The 3,025-nt window shown below is 61.7% G+C and carries 4 protein-coding genes; all 4 read left to right on the top strand.

Annotated features, from left to right (window positions below; translation table 11 throughout):
* A partial coding sequence (locus tag NKI88_RS31590; protein ID WP_352659310.1) for an ABC transporter permease occupies positions 1 to 323 on the top strand: 323 nt, incomplete at its 5' end.
* Between the two features lie 7 nt (positions 324 to 330).
* Positions 331 to 1,332 (top strand): ABC transporter ATP-binding protein, encoded by a 1,002-nt coding sequence (locus tag NKI88_RS31585; protein ID WP_502909515.1) that lies wholly within the window; start codon positions 331 to 333, stop codon positions 1,330 to 1,332.
* The gene (locus NKI88_RS31580; protein ID WP_352659306.1) at positions 1,329 to 2,363 is read left to right on the top strand and encodes an ABC transporter ATP-binding protein; all 1,035 of its coding nucleotides are present in this window, start codon (positions 1,329 to 1,331) and stop codon (positions 2,361 to 2,363) included. Before NKI88_RS31585 ends, NKI88_RS31580 begins: the two co-directional genes overlap by 4 nt.
* A gap of 79 nt (positions 2,364 to 2,442) precedes the next feature.
* A partial coding sequence (locus NKI88_RS31575) for a CapA family protein (RefSeq protein WP_352659304.1) occupies positions 2,443 to 3,025 on the top strand: 583 nt, incomplete at its 3' end.

Genomic DNA, 3,025 nt, shown 5'->3' with positions numbered 1-3,025 from the left:
CAATTTGCGGTGGCGCACGCCTGCCGAAGGTGCTTTGGCGGCACATCATGCCAAGTACCCTTCCGCCGCTCATGGTGCAGGGCGCCATCGTCTGTGCGGACGCAATCTTGACAGAGGCCGCGCTGAGCTTCCTGGGCGTGGGCGTGCCTCCCGAAATTCCGAGCTGGGGCAACATGATCGCTAGTTCTCGCTTATATCTTGCTATCGCCCCAATGACGATCTTCGCGCCCGGTATCTGCCTTGCCGTCACCGTCCTTGCCGTCAACCTGCTCGGGGATGGCTTGCGCGACATGTTCGATCCCCGCGCGAAGCGGAGACGCTGACATGCTGATGCGAGAATCTGCAGAGGATGATGTCCTTCTCGACGTTCGAAACCTTGAAACGCACTTTTACGGCGAAGAAAGCGTCACCCGCGCCGTAGGCGGTATCAGCTTCCAGGTGAAGAAAGGCGAGACGCTTGGCGTCGTCGGAGAATCCGGATGTGGGAAGAGCGTCACCGCCCTTTCCATCCTTCGCCTGCTGCCGAAGCTGAGCGCCAAGACTGTCGGCGGCGAGGTCCGCTTTCACGGACGCGACATCCTTGAGCTGTCTGATCGGGAGATGCGAAAGATCCGCGGCCACCGGATCGCCATGATCTTCCAGGAGCCGATGACGAGCCTGAACCCGGTCTATACGGTCGGCCACCAGATTGCTGAAGCGGTGCAGATACACACAAATGCGACCCGCTCGGTGGCTATGGCCAAGGCCGAAGAGATGCTCCGTCTCGTCCGCATCGGGGATCCCGCGCGTCGTGTAAACAACTATCCCCACGAAATGTCAGGCGGCATGCGCCAGCGCGCCATGATCGCCATGGCTCTTGCCTGTTCGCCGGAACTGTTGATTGCCGACGAGCCGACGACTGCGCTCGACGTCACCATCCAGGCGCAGATCCTGCGGCTGATCGTCGATCTGAAAGAGCGCATGGGAACGTCCGTGATGTTCATCACGCATGATCTGGGGGTTGTGGCCGAGACATGCCAACGCGTGATTGTCATGTATGCTGGCCGGATCGTTGAGGAAGCGGCTGTAACAGATCTATTTGCACGCCCAGCGCATCCCTACACCCAAGGTCTCATGCACTCGGTGCCTGATCCGCGGCGCGGCCGTCAGCGCCGCCTTCCAGAAATTCCCGGCATTGTGCCAAGCCTTCGCGAGCCCATTGTGGGCTGTAGCTTTGCGCCTCGCTGCCCGTTCGCTATCGACATTTGCCGCGAAAAGACGCCCATGCTGCGTGATGTCGGGTCGAGCCACGCCGCAGCCTGCTGGCGCGCCGAAGAGGTGATGGGCGCATGACCGGTCCTTTGCTGAAAGTCGAGAATCTGACCAAGCATTATCCGCTCGGTGCGGGATTCCTGAAGAAGAACGTTCCGGTAATCCGTGCGGTGGAGGATGTGACCTTTTCCGTCGCGGCGGGCGAGACGCTCTGCATCGTCGGCGAATCCGGCTGTGGCAAGTCCACCGTCGCGCGGCTCTTGATGCGGCTCGTTGAGCCGACGGGCGGGCGCGTGCTGATCGACGGGACCGATATTGCGGGCCTCAAGAAGGACGCGCTTCGCGCTTGGCGGCGTCGGATGCAGATGGTCTTTCAGGATCCTTACTCGTCGCTGAACCCGCGCCTTACTGCCGGGCAAATTATTACGGAGCCTGTCGAGAACTTTGAGCGTCTCAGCCGCAAACAGCGCAACGCGCTTGCGGCTAACCTTCTCCAGAAGGTCGGAATGTCTCCCGAAATGTTGCATAGGCTGCCGTCCGAGTTGTCGGGCGGTCAGCGCCAGCGGCTCGGCATTGCGCGCGCCCTGTCGCTCAACCCCTCGCTCATCATCGCCGACGAAGCGGTGTCAGCCCTTGACGTCTCCGTGCAGGCGCAGATCCTGAATCTGCTTCTGGATCTCCAGCAGCAGATGGGCATCGCCTTCGTCTTCATCTCGCATGACCTTGGCGTCGTGGAGCATATCGCGCATCGCGTGGCGGTCATGTACCTGGGACGGATCGTGGAGCTCGCCCCGAGCGAGGCGCTCTTTGCCAAACCGGTGCACCCCTACACCGAGGCGCTGATCGCGGCAGCTCCGGTGCCGGATCCGACGCGGGTTCGGCTGGACGCACCGGTCGAGGGCGAGGTGCCAAGCCCCATCAATCCGCCAAAGGGATGCGCATTTCATCCGCGTTGTCCGCTCGCTGTCGAGCGCTGCCACATCGAGGTGCCGCCTTTGGTGCCAATGCCAGATGGGCGCGTCGTGGCCTGTCATGTGCGCGCTCCAGCTACAGAGATCATCCCGACGCAACCGGCTGTAGCAGGCGATCATTCGCCTGCTCATGTGGCTTAGCCTCATCACCTGCTGTTAGGACGGTGAGCCCGCGGTCTTAATCACGGTTGAACTTTCGCTCACGAATGCTGGAGTACAAATGGAATCGCTTGTTAATGCCAATGATCCAGCCCGCGAAGAGCAGGATGGCTTCGACGTGGTTGGCTCGATTGCCACCCAGGTGGAGGATGGTTTCACAATGGCGGCAGTCGGCGATCTTCTTTGCGCGCGGCCCGTAACAAAGAGGTACCAGCCAGGCCTTGCCGATGTTCTCAGGATCTTTGAGGGAGCTGACGTGAGGTTCGGCAACCTCGAGACGAGCATCCTGGCCGTCCGGTCGAAAGGCTATCCCGAGGCCGAATATGGCGGTGCGTATTTGATCGGTGCCCCGGAACTGGGTGCTGATTTGAAGGCGATGGGCTTCAACCTGGTCAGCCGCGCCAACAACCATACGCTCGATTGGAGCGTCGAGGGCATGCGCGAAACCAGCCGCGCGCTCGAGGAGCAGGGAATCGTCCATGCAGGTGCGGGCGAGAACCTGGCGCAAGCCGGCGCTGCTCGCTTTTTGGAGACCGCTCGCGGCCGCGTGGCGTTGGTTTCATTTGCTGCAACGTTCACGCCGATGTCTCGCGCTTGCGATCCCGCCGGCGAGGCCCCGGGCAGACCAGGGCTCAACGCCCTTC

The sequence above is a fragment of the Mesorhizobium sp. M0317 genome, assembly GCF_040321555.1.
Taxonomy (GTDB): Bacteria; Pseudomonadota; Alphaproteobacteria; order Rhizobiales; family Rhizobiaceae; genus Mesorhizobium.
The sequence above is the reverse complement of the archived record's forward strand: the minus strand, read 5'-3'. Positions and strand labels throughout refer to the sequence as shown.

Excerpts from the sequence above, each read along its gene's own strand:
- NKI88_RS31585 (WP_502909515.1), top strand. The coding sequence starts at position 331 with ATGCGAGAATCTGCAGAGGATGATGTCCTTCTCGACGTTCGAAACCTT.
- NKI88_RS31580 (WP_352659306.1), top strand. The coding sequence starts at position 1,329 with ATGACCGGTCCTTTGCTGAAAGTCGAGAATCTGACCAAGCATTATCCG.